Raw genomic sequence first — 14,474 nt, 5'->3', positions numbered from 1 at the left:
TGATGTCCGATCGTCCTGCAATTGCCCTGCTTGGTCCGGGCGCTATTGGTACCACTATCGCGGCTGCGCTGCATGAAGCGGGACGTACGCCGCTGCTGTGCGGGCGCACCGCCCATCCGCAGTTAATTCTGCGTGACGACGACGGGGAGGTGGTGGTGCCCGGCCCGGTGCTTAACGATCCGGCGGCGGTCAGCCAGCCGGTCGATCTGCTGTTTGTGGCGGTGAAAACCACCCAGGACGCCGACAGCGCGCGGTGGCTGGCGCAGTTGTGCGACGAAAACACCGTGGTGTGCGCGCTGCAAAACGGCGTTGAGCAGCAAAGCCAGCTTGAGCCTTATGTGCAGGGCGCGACCGTGGTGCCCTCGGTGGTGTGGTTTCCGGCCCAGCGGGAAGCGGATGCCTCCGTCTGGCTGCGGGCCAAACCGCGTCTGACCCTGCCGGACGTGCCTGCGGCCAGGCGCATTGCCGATGCCCTGAGCGGCACGCGCTGCGCGGTGGAGCTGTCCGGGGATTTTCTTTCCATTGCCTGGCGCAAGCTGTTGCAGAACGCGGCGGCGGGGCTGATGGTGCTGGCGAATCGTCGTGCCGGAATGTTCAGACGCGACGATATTTCCGCGCTGACGCTGGCCTATCTGCAGGAATGTCTGACGGTGGCGCGGGCGCAGGGGGCGGTGCTGGGCGATGAGGTGCCGCAGGAGATCCTCGCGGGCTTTCAGGGTGCGCCCGCCGATCTGGGCACCTCCATTCTGGCGGATCGCCAGGCCAACCGCCCGCTGGAGTGGGACATCCGCAACGGCGTGATCCAGCGTTACGGCAGGGCACAGGGGATTGCAACGCCAGTCAGCGATGTGCTGGTACCGCTGCTGGCGGCAGGCAGCGAAGGGCCGGGCTGAGTCTGGGTCAGGTGATGGTCTGGCGGATCTGACGCGCGTCCCGTGCCGGGGGCGCGCCGAACTGCCGCTGGTATTCGCGGCTGAACTGGGAGGCGCTCTCATAGCCGACAATAAATGCCACGTCAGCGGCGCGATGCTCGCCGGTGAGTAACAGCTGGCGGGCTTCCTGTAATCTGAGCTGCTTCTGATACTGGAGCGGGCTGCTGCCGGTAATAGTCAGAAAATGGCGGTGCAGGCTGGCGCGGCTCATGCCGCTGACCTCACACAGATCCTCAATGCGCAGGCGCTCACGGGAGTGATCGCGGATCCACGCCACCGCGCGACGAACACCGTTCAGTGCGCCCTCTGGCCGGGCGATCTGCCGCAGCAGTTGTCCCTGCGGCTCCTGCAAAAGACGATAAAGCAATTCACGCTCCGCCATAGGCGCAAGCACAGGGATATCAGCGGGGGTATCCAGCAGCGCCATCAGGCGCAGAAGGGCATCGCGCAGCACATTATTGAGCGGGTTGATCATAATGCCGATGCCACTCTGCTCCCGCTCACGCACCGGCGGCATGTTGGCCGCTAACTCCGCGAGGATCGCTGCATCCAGCACCAGCGACACCGCCGCATAAGGCTGCCTGTCTTCTCCATCGAAAATGTGCCCGCTCAACGGCAGATCCAGCGCGCTGATCAGATAGTGTTCGCTGCCGTAGCTCAGGATCTGATCGTTAATGACCACCTGCTTTGCGCCCTGCAAAATAAAGCAGATCATCGCCCGGTACAGGCATGGCGCGCGTTCGCCAGAGCCCTGGCCGATGGTCAGTTCAAGGCGTGGAATGCGGGTCGCGGGCGTGCCCGGCGAGGCATGCCGCAGGGCGAGATCCAGATGCGGGGCGAGGGTGTTTTTCATCGGGCGATTATACCTGCGCCCGCAGGAGGCACAAGCCACTGAGACAATCAGGCAATAAACTGAGCGTTTCAGGCGTGGGTCAGACGCCGGGGGTTACTTATCATGGCGGCTCAACCCTGCACCAGCCGGTGCGCCTGACGAGAGACAGCCCATGACGAATAAAATTGCAGTAATCACCGGCGCAAGCCGTGGCCTCGGACGTAATATGGCCCTTCATCTTGCCCGACGCGGCGTGGATATTATCGGGACATACCGCAGCGGCGCGGCGGAAGCCGCAAGCCTGGAGCAGGAGATCGCCGCGCTGGGTGGCAGGGCGGTGATGCTGCCCCTGGATATCACAGAGACGACCGGTTTTGCGGCATTCTCAGAGGCCGTGGCGGATACGCTCAGGAACACTTTTGGCCTCGAGCGTTTCGATTTCCTGATCAACAATGCCGGTAACGGCCTGTTCGCGAACTTTACGGAGGCGACAATGGAACAATTTGATTCCCTTGCCGCCACACATCTGCGTGGGCCGGTATTCCTGACGCAGCAATTATTACCGCAGATCAACGACGGCGGGCGCATCCTTAATGTCTCGTCCGGTTTTGTCCGCTTTACGCTGCCGGGATACAGCCTGTATGCCGCGATGAAAGCGGCGCTTGAAGTGCTGACCCGCTATCAGGCCGTTGAGCTTGGCGCGCGCCAGATCAGGGTGAATGCCATTGCGCCGGGCGCGATCGCCACAGATTTTGGCGGCGGGGTGGTGCGGGATAATCAAGCGGTGAATGATTTTGTCGCGCAGGGGATCGCCCTGGGGCGGGTGGGTTCACCGGATGATATCGGCAGCGCCGTTGCCGCCATTTTGTCGGATGACATGGCCTGGGCGAACGGCACCACCTTTGATATTTCCGGCGGCCAGTTGCTGTAGTTTTGCTGACCCCCGGCGGGGTGATCACACCCCGCTGTGATTGTTACTTCTCAAAAACTGCCTGTAGCGCCAGGTGCTGGATCAGCATGATGGTTTTGGCGTCCTGGATCTCGCCGCTGCGAATGGCGGCGAGCGCTTTTTCAAACGGCCATTCCAGCACCTGAATATCTTCTCCTTCATCCGCCAGCCCGCCGCCCGCGCCGCTGCGATCTTCATCAGCATATTCCGCAATGAAAAAGTAGAGTTTTTCCGTCACCGAGCCGGGGCTCATATAGGCTTCAAACACTTTTTCAATGGCGGCCACTTTAAAGCCGGTCTCTTCTTCGGCTTCGGCAATAATACGTGCTTCCGGCGAGGCGTCATCCAGTAAACCCGCTGCCGCCTCAATCAGCAAACCATCATGCCCATTGATGTACACCGGCAGGCGGAACTGCCGCGTCAGCACCACCGTTCCTTTGGCTTTGTTATACAGCAGAATGGCCGCGCCATTGCCGCGATCGTAGGCTTCGCGGCTCTGCGCCTGCCAGCTGCCGTCGCGCCGTTGCAGTTCGAAAGTGTATTTTTTAAGCGTGTACCAGTTATCGGACAGCAGCTCTTCACGGAGATGGCGAATATTGGGTTGTGCAGACATGTTATTTCCTTTTTAAAAGGTGACAGGAAATACGCTATCATGCACAATCGTGCATAATCAAGATCATTCGTGAAAGGTGAAAACATGCTGTCAGGGCAACGCAAACAACTGATCCTCGATATGCTGGCGCGGGACAAGCAGGTGCTGTCCCGCGATTTAAGCCAGCGGTTTAACATTTCGGAAGACTCCATCCGCCGGGATTTGCGGGAGATGGCGGCGGAAGGATTACTGCAACGGGTACACGGCGGTGCGCTGGCGGTGTCGGCGGCGACGGGGTCGCTGGAAACACGAAAAAACGTGCATATGGCAGCAAAAAAGAATATTGCCAGTAAAGCCATCACCCTGATCCAGCCGGGGAGTATTGTCATTCTGGATGGCGGCACCACGTCTGAAGAGATGGTTAAACTGCTGCCGCCGGATCTGGCGTTCACCGTGGTGACTCACAGCCCGACCATTGCCGCCGCGCTGATCAATCTGCCGCTGGTGGAGGTGATCATCCTCGGCGGCCAGCTGTATAAGCATTCGATGGTCACTGTGGGGGCGGCGATGATGGAGTCCCTTCGCCGTATCAATGCCGATCTGTTTTTCATGGGCGTCACCGGCGTGCACGAACGTGCCGGTTTCACCACCGGCAATTACGAAGAAGCCTGCGTAAAACGCGCGCTGTCAGAAAGGGCGGCAGAAACCGTGGTGCTGGCCTCGCCGGAAAAAATCAACTCGGCCTCGGCATTCGCCATTGGCGATCTGAGCCTTGCCAGTACGCTGGTGATCGACGGTGAGCTGGACGAGAAAATGCGCAGCATAGTTAACAGCATGAATATTACCGTGCTCTGAGCGCGGCGCGTAAACGAACGCTGCGGTTATGCCCGCCACGTGCGATATACTAATACGCTTAATGCGAAAACCCCTGAGGGCCAGATATGAGCAATGAAGTACCCATCAAATATTATGACATCGCCGACGAGTACGCGACGGAAACCGAAACGCCGGTAAGCGAAACCGAACGCGATGCGCTGGCGCGTTATTTTGAGTTACTGATCACCCGCCTGATGAATGGCGAAGAGATCAGCGAGGACGCGCAGCAGGAGATGGCCGCAGAAGCGGGTATTAACGAGCAGCGGATTGATGAGATCGCCAATTTCCTGAATCAGTGGGGCAACGAGTAAGGCCGCCTGAATTGCAGACAGCAAAAAGCCCGCTATAAAGCGGGCTTTTTAAATGTGGCTCCTCTGACTGGACTCGAACCAGTGACATACGGATTAACAGTCCGCCGTTCTACCGACTGAACTACAGAGGAATCGTGTGGGAGCTAATCTTAGCGGCGAAAAACTTTTTGTCAAACCGCATTTTACGCTCTCGCGTTCGTCTGGCGAACCCGTCGCCGATTTGCCGGAAATACCAGCAAAATTTGTGGGAAATACTTTGCAGGATTAGCATTTCTCCATCATCATTTGAAATGAAGTTTCACTTTCTCACTAAGGTCCATTTTGAACGTCACTGCCGCTTTACGCCAGGCCGTCGCCCGCACGCCCTGGTACGCTAAACGAAAAAGTTACCGTGTACTTTTCTGGCGTGAAATCACCCCGCTTGCCGTGCCTATCTTCCTCGAAAATACCTGCGTACTGCTGATGGGGGTACTGAGTACCTTCCTGGTGAGCTGGCTGGGCAAAGAAGCGATGGCGGGTGTGGGCCTTGCCGACAGTTTTAACATGGTGGTGATGGCCTTTTTTGCGGCGGTCGATCTGGGTACCACGGTGGTGGTGGCTTTTAGTCTCGGTAAACGCGACCGGCGGCGGGCGCGCTCGGCGGCGCGGCAATCGCTGGTGATCATGACGCTGTTCGCCGCGCTGCTGGCGGCGGTGATCCACTATTTTGGCGCGCAAATTATTGATGTGGTGGCGGGCGAAGCCACGGCAGAGGTGAAAGCCCTGGCGCTGACTTACCTCGAATTAACGGTGCTGAGCTATCCGGCGGCGGCCATTACGCTGATCGGCAGCGGGGCGCTGCGCGGCGCGGGTAATACCAGAATTCCGCTACTGATTAACGGCGGCATGAACATTCTCAACATTATTATCAGCAGCTTCCTGATCTACGGCCTGTTCTCCTGGCCGGGGATTGGCTTTGCCGGCGCAGGGCTGGGGCTGACCATTTCCCGCTATATCGGCGCGCTGGCGATCATCTGGGTGCTGATGATTGGCTTTAACCCGGCGCTGCGTATCACGCTGAAAAGTTACTTTAAGCCGCTTAACTTCGCCATTATCTGGGAAGTGATGGGCATCGGTATTCCCGCCAGTATTGAATCGGTGCTGTTTAACAGCGGCAAATTATTAACCCAGATGTTTGTGGCCGGGATGGGCACCAACGTCATCGCCGGTAACTTTATTGCTTTCTCCGTGGCGGCATTAATCAACCTGCCGGGTAACGCGCTGGGTTCGGCGTCCACCATTATTACCGGCAGACGTCTTGGTAAAGGACAGATCGGCCAGGCGGAACGCCAGCTGCGCCATGTGTTCTGGCTGTCGACCATCGGACTGACGATTATTGCCTGGGGCACCGCGCCCTTCGCCGGGCTGCTGGCCGCGTTTTATACGCCGGAGCAGGACGTGCAGGAAGTGGTGAAGATCCTGCTGTGGCTGAACGCCGCCTTTATGCCGATCTGGGCGGCCTCCTGGGTATTACCTGCCGGGCAGAAGGGCGCACGCGATGCCCGCTTTGCCATGTGGGTGTCGATGCTCGGCATGTGGGGCTGCCGTGTGGTGGCGGGTTATACGCTGGGGATCGTGCTCGGCATGGGCGTGATTGGCGTCTGGCTGGGGATGTTCCTCGACTGGGCGGTACGCGGGGCGCTGTTCTACTGGCGTATGGTCAGCGGCCGCTGGCTGTGGAAATATCCGCGCGCCATGCAGAAAAAAGCGGAGTGACGGCCTTAAGCTGCGCTCTTTTTGAACGGGGTGCGGAATAATTCGGCAATCGCGCGTTTTTTTGAAATCAGGCTTTGACAAGGCCACAGAGCGCCGTTAATATTCGCCCCGTTCACACGATTCCTCTGTAGTTCAGTCGGTAGAACGGCGGACTGTTAATCCGTATGTCACTGGTTCGAGTCCAGTCAGAGGAGCCATATTTAAGAAGCCCGCTATTTAGCGGGCTTTTTGCTTTTCTGCCGTTAGCGGAACGGCGGCTCGTTGAAAGTACGCAGTTTACGCGAATGCAGACGTTCACCTTCGGCGCGCAGCAGATCAATCGCCCTGATGCCGATCTGCAAATGCTCCGAAATCGCCCCTTCATAAAAACGATTGGCCTGACCCGGCAGTTTGATCTCACCGTGCAGCGGTTTATCGGACACGCACAGCAAGGTGCCGTACGGCACGCGGAAGCGATAACCCTGCGCCGCGATGGTCGCGCTTTCCATATCAATGGCCACCGCGCGGCTTAAGTTAAAGCGCAGCGCCGACGCTGAATAACGCAGTTCCCAGTTACGGTCATCGGTGGTCACCACCGTACCGGTACGCAGCCGCTGTTTCACTTCCTCGCCGGGCATCTCGCTGACCTGTTTGGTGGCGTCGTACAGCGCGCGCTGCACTTCGGCGATGCTCGGGATGGGAATATCCGGCGGCAGCACCGCATCCAGTACGTGATCGTCGCGCAGATAAGCATGCGCCAGCACGTAATCGCCAATCGACTGGCTCTCACGCAGGCCGCCGCAGTGGCCGATCATCAGCCACACATCCGGGCGCAGCACCGCCAGATGATCGCAGATGGTTTTGGCATTCGACGGGCCGACGCCGATATTCACCAGCGTGATCCCCTGACCGTCAGCGGTGATCAGGTGCCAGGCGGGCATCTGGTGTTTTTTCCACGCCAGATCGGAAATGGCCTGTTCCGGCGCTTCGGTTTCGGCGGTGATCCAGATACCGCCCGCGCAGGAGAGCGCCACGTACGGGCTGTCCGGATCGAGGATCTGGCTGCAACCCCAGCGCACGAACTCATCCACATAGCGCGTGTAGTTGGTGAACAGCACGAACGGCTGGAAGTGCTCCACGGGCGTGCCGGTGTAGTGACGCAGACGCGCCAGCGAGAAGTCCACGCGGCGGGCGTCAAAGTGCGACAGCGGCGAGAATTCCGCCGGGTGATAAATGCCGTCGGCGGTTTCATCGCCAATCTGCGACAGCTCGGTGGTCGGAAAGTGGCGGGTTAAATCCGCGCTCATCGAACGGTCCAGCGTCAGCGCCGATCCGTCAATCACATAGGGATAAGGGATCTCGTGTTCAGACGGACCCACTTCAATCTGCGCGCCGTAATCCAGATACAGCATGGTGAGCTGCTCCAGCAGGTAAGGGCGGAACAGCGCCGGGCGCGTAATGGTGGTGCGATAGCTGCCGGGATGCGTAAAGCGGGCATAAGCGCGGGTTTTCCGGGCGTTCGGCGCGTTACCGTCCCAGCTGACCGACAGCAACGGGTACACAAATTTCCCCTGTGCACGGGCGAGCGTGTCGGGAAGCGTGCCCTTATCGATGTACTGCGCGATGGCATCGCGTAAGTCACTGACCGCCTGGTCATACAGCGCTTCGAGCCGGTCAAGGGCCTGTTCCGGGGTAAGGCTCGCCTTGTTATCCATAATTATCTCCTTGTTTCACACATGTACTGCCATACCGATAGTATGTCACAGGATTGTGAAACAAAAGGGTGGGGATAAGGCTGAAAATCGGCGCTGCGGCGTCCGGTATCAGGCGAGGCGGTCAGTTTGACAGAGTAAACCGATCGTTTTACTTTTAAGGTATGGACATTAAAAACAAACTCCTCTCAGCCGCAGGATCCCTGTTTTACCGGCATGGTTTTAATGCCACCGGGATGGATCGGCTCACGCAGGCGGCGGGCATGTCGAGCCGCACGCTCTATAAACATGCTGGCAGCAAAACGGCGCTGATCGTGCGGGTGCTGGAGGAGCGGGATCAGCGCTTTTTCGCGCAGCTGAAGGAGCAGAGCATCAAAGGGCTGTTCGATGCGCTGGATAACTGGCTGCGGGAAGAGGGCTGTCTGGGCTGTCTGTTTCTGCGGGCGTACGGCGAAACCGGCGGCGACAATCCCGAAATCGCGGCGGTGATCCGCGCCCATAAAGAAAAGACCTGGCAGACCATCCGCAGGCTGGTGGCGGGTGAAATCGGCCATGAGGACGACCGGCTGGCGGAGCAGATCCTCATCCTCTTTGAGGGCGCGACGGCGGCGGCCATTTACCGCGGCGTGGGCACCGTGGCTGCCGCGCGTGATACGGCGGCGATGCTGCTGGCGGGGGCTAAATCATGAGTAAAAACGCCTGGCTTATCACCACCGGCTTCAGTCTGATCGCCGTCTGCTATGGCTTTGCGCGTTTTGCCTTCGGGCTGTTTTTGCCGCGCATCGACGCCGATCTCTCCCTTTCCCCGACGCTGAGCGGGCTGATTTCCGGCGGATCCTTTCTGGGTTACTGCCTGACCATTGTGCTGGCGGCTTTTCTGACGGAGCGCATCGGTCCGCGCACGGTGGCGCTGACCGCCGCGCTGGTGGCAGCGCTGGGCATGACCGGCATTGCGCTGGCGTCATCCCCGCTGTGGCTGGCGGCGGCGGTGATGCTCGCCGGAGCCAGTACGGGGTTAGTCTCGCCGCCGCTGGCGGCCGCGGTGTCGGCTGCGGTTCAGCCGGATCGCCAGGGCGCGGCTAACACCATCATTAATGCCGGGACGGGCGCGGGCGTGGTGCTCTCAGGCCCCGTGGCGCTGGCGATGGGCGGACAATGGCGGCTGGCGTTCGGGCTTTTTGCCGCGGTGGCGTTCGCAATGGCGCTTGCCGCTGCGCGTTTTGTGCCGCGCAGTTCGCCTGGCGCAAGCAACCGCGCTGGCGGTCTGCCGCCGATCAGCGCGTCCCTGAAACGGCTGATCGTCGCCTCGTTTTTAATGGGCGCGGGCAGCACGGCGATCTGGTCGTTCGGCAGTCAGCTGGTCGCGCTGCGGCTGGAGTGGCGCGATACCGGCGCAGGCGTGCTGTGGATGGTGACGGGGGCGGCGGGCATCGCCGGTGCGGCGGCGGGAACGCTGGTGGCGCGCTTTGGTATGGATCTCATGCACCGGCTGTTTTTGCTGGCGATGGCGTTGGGTATGCTGCTGATCGGCTTTGAGAGCACGACGCCCGCGCTGACGCTTATCGGCGGGGCGCTGTTCGGCGCGGCCTATATTACGATCTCCGGCATCTATCTGATGTGGGGCGTTTCAGCGCTGCCGGAACGCCCGGCGACGGGACTGATGATCTGCTTTCTGACGCTGGCGGTGGGGCAGACTGCCGGATCGCCGCTGTTCGGGCTGATCATGGATCGGCTGTCGGCGGGTTATGCCGTGGCGTTCTTCGCCACGCTGACCCTGTGCGCCGGGTTCAGCGGCACGGTGCCGCTTCACTCCGCCTGGCGGAAGCGTTTTCGCAAAGCCTGAGACGACACCTCCGGCACCAGTGAAACCAGGTTCAACGCGCGGCGCAGCTGCACACGATCATAAAGTTCTGGCCGGGATGCCGCGTCAGAACTGATAATCAGCACGTCCACTTCATCCACCAGCGCCTGCGGATCGTCCAGCGTCCAGCAGGGAAATTCCTGCGACAACCGTTGCGCCCGCTCGCCGGTGCCGGGGGAGAGAAACACCTGCGCATTCGGATCCGCCAGAAAGAGATCCCTGACCAGCGCTTCGGTCAGCGCATCTAACCCGAGAATACCCGTCCTTTTCATCCTTCCCCCGTTCAGCCACGGTGCAAATGTGACTACATTATCAAACGGTCACTTGCTGTCAACTGGCCCGATCGAACAAAAATAAGTTCCAATGTCTCGCTTTGTGACCATTGACAATTTTTGTCACTAGTTTAAGAATGCCGCCATTGTTCCTTCCATTTAATCAGGTATCCCATGTTCAGGCTTAAACCTGTCTCCCTTGCTGTTTGCTTCCTGCCGCTGGCCCTGGCGGCCTGCGGTGACACCGCCAGTCAGGACGATCCGCGCACGCAGCCACCCCAGGTACGGGCGGCAACGGTGGTGAGCGCTGCCGGTCAGTCCCGCGCCTTTACCGGGGTGGTGGTCGCCCGCGTGCAGAGCGATCTCGGTTTCCGGGTGCAGGGCAAGATCCTCGAGCGGCTGGTGGATACCGGCCAGACGGTGAAGCGTGGTCAGCCGCTGATGCGCCTCGATCCTGTGGATCTGAACCTGACGGCGCAGGCGCAGCAACAGGCGGTTTCTGCGGCCCGCGCCCGTGCGCGTCAAGCCGCTGCCGACGAAGCCCGCTATCGCAGCCTGGTGAAAACCGGCGCGGTGTCGATTTCGGCATACGATCAGATCAAAGCCGCCGCCGACAGCGCCCGCGCCGACCTCAGCGCGGCGCAGGCGCAGGCGAATGTCGCGCAGAACAGCACCGGTTACGCCGTGCTGCTGGCGGACGCCGACGGCGTGGTGATGGAAACCCTGGCGGAACCCGGCCAGGTGGTGAGCGCCGGGCAGCCGGTGGTCAGACTCGCCCGGGCCGGGCAGCGGGAAGCCATCGTGCAGCTGCCGGAAACCCTGCGTCCGGCCATCGGCAGCGAGGCGCAGGCCAGCCTCTACGCCAGTAAAAACCCGCCGGTGCCCGCCACGCTGCGTCTGCTTTCGGATGCCGCCGATCCCGTCACCCGCACCTTTGAAGCCCGCTATGTGCTGCAAGGCGCGCTGGCCGCAGCCCCCCTCGGCTCCACCGTGACGCTGCATCTTGCCGAAGGCGAAGCCCGGGATGCGCTTATGCAGGTGCCGCTGGCGGCGATTTATGATGCCGGAAAAGGGCCGGGCGTCTGGCAGATTGTTGGTAAGCCCGCCACTGTGCGCTGGAAACCGGTACAGGTACGGGGGCTGGGGGATGACGCGGCACAGGTCACCGGTAGCCTGACGGCAGGGGAGCAGGTGGTAGCCCTCGGCGCGCATTTGCTGCATGAAGGCGAAGCCGTGCGTATCGCGGCGGGCGCAGCCGGGAGCCAGCCATGAGTCAGGGTAAATTTAACCTGTCGGCGCTGGCGGTGCGCGAGCGCTCCATCACGCTGTTCCTCATCCTGCTCATCACCGTGGCGGGGATACTGTCGTTTTTTCAACTGGGGCGCGCAGAAGATCCGCCGTTTACCGTCAAGCAGATGACCATCATCACCGCCTGGCCGGGAGCCACTGCGCTGGAAATGCAGGATCAGGTGGCGGAACCGCTGGAAAAACGTCTACAGGAGCTGAAATGGTATGATCGTACCGAGACGTTCACCCGTCCGGGCATGGCTTTTACCACCCTCTCTTTACAGGACAGCACGCCGCCCTCGCAGGTGCAGGAGGAATTTTACCAGGCGCGCAAAAAGCTCGGCGACGAAGCCAGAAACCTGCCCGCGGGCGTTATCGGCCCGATGGTGAACGATGAATTCTCCGACGTCACCTTTGCGCTGTTCGCGCTGAAGGCGAAAGGGGAGCCGCACCGCCTGCTGGTGCGCGACGCCGAATCCCTGCGCCAGCGGCTGCTGCACGTGCCGGGCGTCAAAAAGGTCAATATCATTGGCGAGCAGGCGGAGCGCATCTTCGTCTCTTTCTCCCATGACCGCCTCGCCACGCTGGGGATTTCGCCGCAGGCGATTTTCGCGGCCCTTAATAACCAGAATGTCCTGACGCCTGCCGGATCCATTGATACACAGGGGCCGCAGGTTAACATCCGCCTTGATGGCGCATTCGACACGTTGCAGAAGATCCGCGACACGCCGCTGGTGGCGCAGGGGCGCACGCTGAAGCTGTCGGACGTGGCGACGGTGGAGCGGGGCTATGAAGATCCGGCCACCTTTATGGTGCGCCATCAGCGCGAACCGGCGCTGCTGCTGGGGGTGGTGATGCGTGAAGGCTGGAACGGCCTCGATCTGGGAAAAGCGCTGGACGCGGAAACCGCCAGCATCAACGCTGAAATGCCGTTGGGCATGACGCTGAGCAAGGTCACCGATCAGTCGGTAAACATCAGCTCCGCCGTTGACGAGTTCATGATCAAATTCTTCGTCGCGCTGCTGGTGGTAATGGTGGTGTGCTTTGTCAGTATGGGCTGGCGCGTGGGCGTGGTGGTGGCCGCCGCCGTGCCGCTGACGCTGGCGATTGTCTTTGTGGTGATGGAAGCCTCCGGCAAAAACTTCGACCGCATTACGCTGGGATCGCTGATCCTCGCGCTGGGGCTGCTGGTGGATGACGCCATTATCGCCATCGAAATGATGGTGGTGAAAATGGAAGAGGGCTATGACCGCATCAAAGCCTCGGCCTATGCCTGGAGCCATACCGCCGCGCCTATGCTGGCCGGGACGCTGGTTACCGCCGTGGGCTTTATGCCGAACGGCTTTGCCCAGTCCACCGCCGGGGAATACACCAGCAATATGTTCTGGATCGTCGGCATCGCGCTTATCGCCTCCTGGGTGGTGGCAGTGGTGTTTACGCCCTATCTCGGGGTGAAAATGCTGCCGGCGATCAAAACCGTGGCGGGGGGACATGCCGCCATTTACAACACACGCCATTACAACCGTTTCCGCCGCCTGCTGACCCGCGTCATCGCCCGCAAATGGATAGTCGCGGGCGCGGTGATCGCCATCTTTAGCGTGGCGATCCTCGGCATGGGGCTGGTGAAAAAACAGTTCTTCCCGACTTCCGACCGCCCGGAAGTGCTGGTGGAAGTGCAGCTGCCTTATGGCACCGCCATTGAGCAGACCAGCGCCACCACCGCGAAAATTGAAGCCTGGCTGCAACAACAGCCGGAAGCGAAAATTGTCACCTCATACATCGGCCAGGGATCGCCACGCTTTTATCTGGCGATGGCCCCTGAGCTGCCCGATCCGTCGTTTGCCAAAATCGTGGTGCTGACCGACAGCCAGCAAGCCCGTGAAGCGCTGAAATTCCGCCTGCGTGACGCGGTCGCCGCCGGGCTGGCACCGGAAGCCCGCGTACGCGTCACTCAACTTGTATTTGGTCCGTACTCCCCCTATCCGGTGGCGTACCGCGTGGTCGGCCCGGACACCGCCACGCTGCGCGATATCGCCGGGCGGGTGGAGAAAGTGATGCAGGCCAGCCCGATGATGCGCACCGTCAATACCGACTGGGGCCAGCGCGTGCCGACGCTGCATTTCACCCTGAAACAGGATCGCCTCCAGGCGGTGGGGCTGACGTCGAACGCCGTCGCGCAGCAGTTACAGTTCCTGCTCTCCGGCGTGCCGATCACCAGCGTGCGGGAAGACATTCGTTCGGTGCAGGTAACGGGCCGCGCGGCGGGGGATATTCGCCTCGATCCGGCCAGAATTGAAGGCTTTACGCTGGTGGGGGCCGACGGGCAGCGCATTCCGCTGTCGCAGATTGGTGAAGTGACCGTGCAGATGGAAGATCCGCTGCTGCGCCGCCGCGACCGGATGCCGACGCTGACCGTACGCGGCGACATCGCCGAACACCTGCAACCGCCGGATGTCTCGACCGCTATCCTGAAATCCTTACAGCCGATCATCGACACGCTGCCGCCCGGCTACCGTATTGAGCAGGCGGGTTCCATTGAAGAGTCCGGCAAGGCCACCAGAGCGATGGCACCGTTGTTCCCGATCATGATCGCCCTGACGCTGCTGATCATCATCCTCCAGGTGCGCTCGATGTCGGCGATGGTGATGGTGTTCCTTACTGCACCGCTGGGGCTGATCGGCGTGGTGCCGACCTTGCTGCTGTTCAACCAGCCGTTTGGCATTAACGCGCTGGTGGGGCTGATTGCGCTCTCCGGCATTCTGATGCGTAACACGCTGATCCTGATAGGGCAGATCCACCACAACGAGCAGGAAGGGCTGGCTCCGTTCCATGCGGTGGTGGAAGCTACGGTGCAGCGCGCCCGTCCCGTACTGCTGACGGCGATGGCCGCCATTCTGGCGTTCATTCCCCTGACGCACTCGGTGTTCTGGGGCACGCTGGCCTACACCCTGATCGGCGGCACTTTTGGCGGCACCATTATCACGCTGGTGTTCCTGCCCGCCATGTACGCCATCTGGTTCAGGATCCGCCCTGACACGACGGGCTGATGAGTCGTTATGGGAAAAAATTACTATTTTTAGTAGGGCTTTATGAAAAATTTCACATGATAAGATGGA

General features: G+C 60.7%; 13 protein-coding genes and 2 tRNA genes. 10 read left to right on the top strand and 5 right to left on the bottom strand.

Annotation, left to right across the window (positions count from 1 at the left end):
- Positions 1 to 2: 2 nt before the first annotated feature.
- Entirely contained in the window at positions 3 to 893 is an 891-nt protein-coding gene (locus BMF08_RS18405) for an oxidoreductase (protein WP_072569478.1), read from the top strand.
- Positions 894 to 900: 7 nt separating this feature from the next.
- Here BMF08_RS18405 and BMF08_RS18400 read toward each other — a convergent pair whose 3' ends face one another.
- Positions 901 to 1,785, bottom strand: coding sequence for an AraC family transcriptional regulator (locus BMF08_RS18400; RefSeq protein WP_072568966.1), 885 nt, complete (start codon positions 1,783 to 1,785; stop codon positions 901 to 903).
- A gap of 151 nt (positions 1,786 to 1,936) precedes the next feature.
- Here BMF08_RS18400 and BMF08_RS18395 point away from each other — a divergent pair, with 151 nt between their 5' ends.
- Positions 1,937 to 2,695, top strand: a complete 759-nt coding sequence (locus BMF08_RS18395; protein WP_072568965.1) for an SDR family NAD(P)-dependent oxidoreductase — start codon at positions 1,937 to 1,939, stop codon at positions 2,693 to 2,695.
- Positions 2,696 to 2,738: 43 nt separating this feature from the next.
- Here the strand turns inward: BMF08_RS18395 and BMF08_RS18390 are convergent, their stop codons facing one another.
- Positions 2,739 to 3,326: an NUDIX domain-containing protein gene (locus BMF08_RS18390; RefSeq protein ID WP_072568964.1), complete on the bottom strand. Its 588-nt coding sequence runs from the start codon at positions 3,324 to 3,326 to the stop codon at positions 2,739 to 2,741.
- An 84-nt stretch (positions 3,327 to 3,410) separates the two neighbouring features.
- On the opposite strand from BMF08_RS18390, the gene BMF08_RS18385 reads away from it, so the two are divergent.
- Both BMF08_RS18385 and BMF08_RS18380 read left to right on the top strand, forming a co-directional pair.
- Positions 3,411 to 4,160, top strand: coding sequence for a DeoR/GlpR family DNA-binding transcription regulator (locus BMF08_RS18385; RefSeq protein WP_072568963.1), 750 nt, complete (start codon positions 3,411 to 3,413; stop codon positions 4,158 to 4,160).
- 86 nt (positions 4,161 to 4,246) lie between these two features.
- Positions 4,247 to 4,492: a DUF2543 family protein gene (locus tag BMF08_RS18380; protein ID WP_072568962.1), complete on the top strand. Its 246-nt coding sequence runs from the start codon at positions 4,247 to 4,249 to the stop codon at positions 4,490 to 4,492.
- Positions 4,493 to 4,547: 55 nt separating this feature from the next.
- Here BMF08_RS18380 and BMF08_RS18375 read toward each other — a convergent pair.
- A tRNA-Asn gene (locus BMF08_RS18375) sits at positions 4,548 to 4,623 on the bottom strand.
- A 187-nt stretch (positions 4,624 to 4,810) separates the two neighbouring features.
- On the opposite strand from BMF08_RS18375, the gene BMF08_RS18370 reads away from it, so the two are divergent.
- Complete coding sequence (locus BMF08_RS18370; protein WP_099458771.1) at positions 4,811 to 6,247, top strand: EmmdR/YeeO family multidrug/toxin efflux MATE transporter; 1,437 nt, start codon at positions 4,811 to 4,813, stop codon at positions 6,245 to 6,247.
- 121 nt (positions 6,248 to 6,368) lie between these two features.
- Positions 6,369 to 6,444 (top strand) — tRNA-Asn (locus BMF08_RS18365).
- Between the two features lie 45 nt (positions 6,445 to 6,489).
- Here the strand turns inward: BMF08_RS18365 and BMF08_RS18360 are convergent.
- Positions 6,490 to 7,941, bottom strand: a complete 1,452-nt coding sequence (locus BMF08_RS18360; RefSeq protein ID WP_072568960.1) for an AMP nucleosidase — start codon at positions 7,939 to 7,941, stop codon at positions 6,490 to 6,492.
- A 233-nt stretch (positions 7,942 to 8,174) separates the two neighbouring features.
- On the opposite strand from BMF08_RS18360, the gene BMF08_RS18355 reads away from it, so the two are divergent.
- On the top strand, positions 8,175 to 8,627 hold the full coding sequence (locus BMF08_RS18355) for a TetR/AcrR family transcriptional regulator (RefSeq protein WP_234007193.1): 453 nt from the start codon (positions 8,175 to 8,177) through the stop codon (positions 8,625 to 8,627).
- A complete protein-coding gene (locus BMF08_RS18350) occupies positions 8,624 to 9,781 on the top strand; it encodes an MFS transporter (RefSeq protein ID WP_072568958.1) in 1,158 nt (385 codons plus the stop codon). The genes BMF08_RS18355 and BMF08_RS18350 overlap by 4 nt, the downstream gene beginning before the upstream one ends.
- Here BMF08_RS18350 and BMF08_RS18345 read toward each other — a convergent pair.
- Positions 9,745 to 10,071 carry a hypothetical protein gene (locus BMF08_RS18345; protein WP_072568957.1) on the bottom strand — a complete coding sequence of 109 codons (327 nt, stop codon included), beginning with the start codon at positions 10,069 to 10,071 and terminating at the stop codon, positions 9,745 to 9,747. The two genes, BMF08_RS18350 and BMF08_RS18345, sit on opposite strands and share 37 nt — an antisense overlap.
- A gap of 174 nt (positions 10,072 to 10,245) precedes the next feature.
- On the opposite strand from BMF08_RS18345, the gene BMF08_RS18340 reads away from it, so the two are divergent.
- Both BMF08_RS18340 and BMF08_RS18335 read left to right on the top strand, forming a co-directional pair.
- Complete coding sequence (locus BMF08_RS18340) at positions 10,246 to 11,343, top strand: efflux RND transporter periplasmic adaptor subunit (protein ID WP_072568956.1); 1,098 nt, start codon at positions 10,246 to 10,248, stop codon at positions 11,341 to 11,343.
- Positions 11,340 to 14,405, top strand: coding sequence for an efflux RND transporter permease subunit (locus BMF08_RS18335; RefSeq protein ID WP_072568955.1), 3,066 nt, complete (start codon positions 11,340 to 11,342; stop codon positions 14,403 to 14,405). Before BMF08_RS18340 ends, BMF08_RS18335 begins: the two co-directional genes overlap by 4 nt.
- Positions 14,406 to 14,474 lie beyond the last annotated feature (69 nt).

It is taken from the genome of Enterobacter sp. SA187 (assembly GCF_001888805.2).
Lineage (GTDB): Bacteria > Pseudomonadota > Gammaproteobacteria > Enterobacterales > Enterobacteriaceae > Enterobacter_D.
Note: the sequence above shows the minus strand (reverse complement) of the source record. Positions and strands in the feature narration are given on the sequence as shown.

What these genes read in the sequence shown, in the direction of transcription:
- BMF08_RS18395 (WP_072568965.1), top strand. Translation starts at nt 1,937, where the DNA reads ATGACGAATAAAATTGCAGTAATCACCGGCGCAAGCCGTGGCCTCGGA.
- BMF08_RS18385 (WP_072568963.1), top strand. Translation starts at nt 3,411, where the DNA reads ATGCTGTCAGGGCAACGCAAACAACTGATCCTCGATATGCTGGCGCGG.
- BMF08_RS18405 (WP_072569478.1), top strand. Translation starts at nt 3, where the DNA reads ATGTCCGATCGTCCTGCAATTGCCCTGCTTGGTCCGGGCGCTATTGGT.
- BMF08_RS18360 (WP_072568960.1), bottom strand. Translation starts at nt 7,941, where the DNA reads ATGGATAACAAGGCGAGCCTTACCCCGGAACAGGCCCTTGACCGGCTC.
- BMF08_RS18390 (WP_072568964.1), bottom strand. Translation starts at nt 3,326, where the DNA reads ATGTCTGCACAACCCAATATTCGCCATCTCCGTGAAGAGCTGCTGTCC.
- BMF08_RS18350 (WP_072568958.1), top strand. Translation starts at nt 8,624, where the DNA reads ATGAGTAAAAACGCCTGGCTTATCACCACCGGCTTCAGTCTGATCGCC.
- BMF08_RS18335 (WP_072568955.1), top strand. Translation starts at nt 11,340, where the DNA reads ATGAGTCAGGGTAAATTTAACCTGTCGGCGCTGGCGGTGCGCGAGCGC.
- BMF08_RS18340 (WP_072568956.1), top strand. Translation starts at nt 10,246, where the DNA reads ATGTTCAGGCTTAAACCTGTCTCCCTTGCTGTTTGCTTCCTGCCGCTG.
- BMF08_RS18400 (WP_072568966.1), bottom strand. Translation starts at nt 1,785, where the DNA reads ATGAAAAACACCCTCGCCCCGCATCTGGATCTCGCCCTGCGGCATGCC.
- BMF08_RS18380 (WP_072568962.1), top strand. Translation starts at nt 4,247, where the DNA reads ATGAGCAATGAAGTACCCATCAAATATTATGACATCGCCGACGAGTAC.
- BMF08_RS18355 (WP_234007193.1), top strand. Translation starts at nt 8,175, where the DNA reads ATGGATCGGCTCACGCAGGCGGCGGGCATGTCGAGCCGCACGCTCTAT.
- BMF08_RS18345 (WP_072568957.1), bottom strand. Translation starts at nt 10,071, where the DNA reads ATGAAAAGGACGGGTATTCTCGGGTTAGATGCGCTGACCGAAGCGCTG.